The sequence below is a fragment of the Streptomyces sp. NPDC007205 genome, assembly GCF_040634095.1.
In the GTDB taxonomy this organism is placed as follows: domain Bacteria; phylum Actinomycetota; class Actinomycetes; order Streptomycetales; family Streptomycetaceae; genus Streptomyces.
Window position 1 is genome coordinate 1 of record NZ_JBEYEW010000192.1, and the last position, 1,141, is coordinate 1,141.

A 1,141-nucleotide genomic window follows, 5' to 3' on the forward strand; every position below is an offset into this window, starting at 1 on the left:
TGCTTCGAGGACGAGGCAGGCTTCACCCGGCGGCCGCCCCAAGGACGCACCTGGGGCCGGCGCGGCCGCACACCGGTCGTGACCGTCAGCGGACGGCGCTCGGGACGGCTGTCGGTGGCCGGACTCATCGCCATGCGGCCCGGCTCCCGCACCCGGCTGTGCCACCGCCTGCGCACCCACCCCGCAGGCAAAGGCAAGCGCCGCAGCATGGGCGAACGCGACTTCATCGCGCTGATCGACGGCACCCACCAGCTCCTCAAGGCACCGATCGTCCTCGTGTGGGACCGGCTCAACACGCACGTCTCCCACGCCATGCGCGAGCTGATCGCCGAACGTGAATGGCTGACGGTGTTCCTGCTGCCCGCCTACTCACCCGGCCTCAACCCCGTCGAGGGCGTGTGGGCACACGTCAAACGCAGCCTGGCCAACCTCGCCGTCATGGCCCTCGACCGGCTCGAAGTCCTCGTCCGCAACCGGCTCAAGCGCCTGCAGTACCGGCCCCACACTCTCGACGGCTTCATAGCGGGCACCGGCCTGACCTTTCGACGACCCACCCTCACCCTGACGAGCTGAAGCCAGTAAGGCCCATCGGGCGTCGGACAGGTCGCTGGGGTGCGGTTTCCACTGGGTCACGCTGTAGCGTGATCACGGATGCGGCGGGCAGTGCTGGTTCCACTGCTGCTGGGCGTTTCTGCCTGATCTTTAAACCAGACGGACTTCGTGCACGAGAACCGGATCAAACGGGCGGCCAAGTTCGCACTTCGATGGACGCGTGGGTGCTCGTATGGGGCGACACCTCAAGCCTGACGTCCATGAAAGTTGCTTACCGGCGTAGACCATCTCTAAATGCCCACTTAGATAGCAACCGCGCGCTGCCGTAAGAAGCAGGCGATCAGCCAACATCTGCAGTATGTGACCTATCTCACATATTACTGGCGTAACGGATGAGTTGCCTGCGGGCCCAAAAGGCGTACAGCTTCTGGACCTTCCATTTGAGGCAGGTAATAAACATCCTGGCGTACTGGGGGTTCTGATGATTTCGTCAATGAACCGTTTTCATCCTGTCCTGCTGGGGTGAAGGTGCAGGTCAGCGGGTGTGGGGTGACGAGACGAGGCTCCTGGTCGTTGCGGTGGTGTTCTC

The 1,141-nt window shown here is 63.6% G+C and carries 2 protein-coding genes; one reads left to right on the forward strand and one right to left on the reverse strand.

The features are described from left to right. Window positions 1-573: transposase (locus ABZ624_RS43175; protein WP_360101277.1), on the forward strand; the 573-nt coding region annotated here is incomplete at its 5' end. 356 nt (window positions 574-929) lie between these two features. Here ABZ624_RS43175 and ABZ624_RS43180 read toward each other — a convergent pair. Continuing rightward, window positions 930-1,141: hypothetical protein (locus ABZ624_RS43180; protein WP_360101279.1), on the reverse strand; the 212-nt coding region annotated here is incomplete at its 5' end.